General features: G+C 49.4%; 1 pseudogene. It reads right to left on the bottom strand.

Features of this window, described 5'->3' with window-relative positions:
* Positions 1–174: 174 nt before the first annotated feature.
* Positions 175–385: pseudogene (locus ACYP03_RS24545) on the bottom strand (ABC transporter ATP-binding protein); the annotation flags it as partial.

The following is a 385-nucleotide window of genomic DNA, read 5'->3' as shown; positions in this document are numbered from 1 at the left end:
CACCTCTGCTGTCGGTGACAGTGATGTCGGCAAACACCTGGCCAGAGAACAGGCAGGCTGCCAAGGCAACCCCTTTACTCATTCGTGTCATCGGGGCCATTTCTTTCAACCATTTCTTCAACATAAAACGACAACTTCTCTGTTTTTCATGCAACTGCTATTCACAGACCACTGTTATTCACACACTACAGCGACTTTCTGACCCGTCAGATGTTCGGAATTAACCGGATGATCAATGAGTTTAATGTCCGTCTCATACAGTGCAGACAGTCTTGGCTCATCCAGTAAAACCTCTTTCGGGCCGGGGAAGGCAATGCGCCCTTGCTTCAACGCCACCACGTGCGTGGCAAAACGCAGCGCCAGATTCAGATCATGCAAAATAACG

It is taken from the genome of Photobacterium sp. R1 (assembly GCF_054600795.1).
The sequence above is the reverse complement of the archived record's forward strand: the minus strand, read 5'-3'. Positions and strand labels throughout refer to the sequence as shown.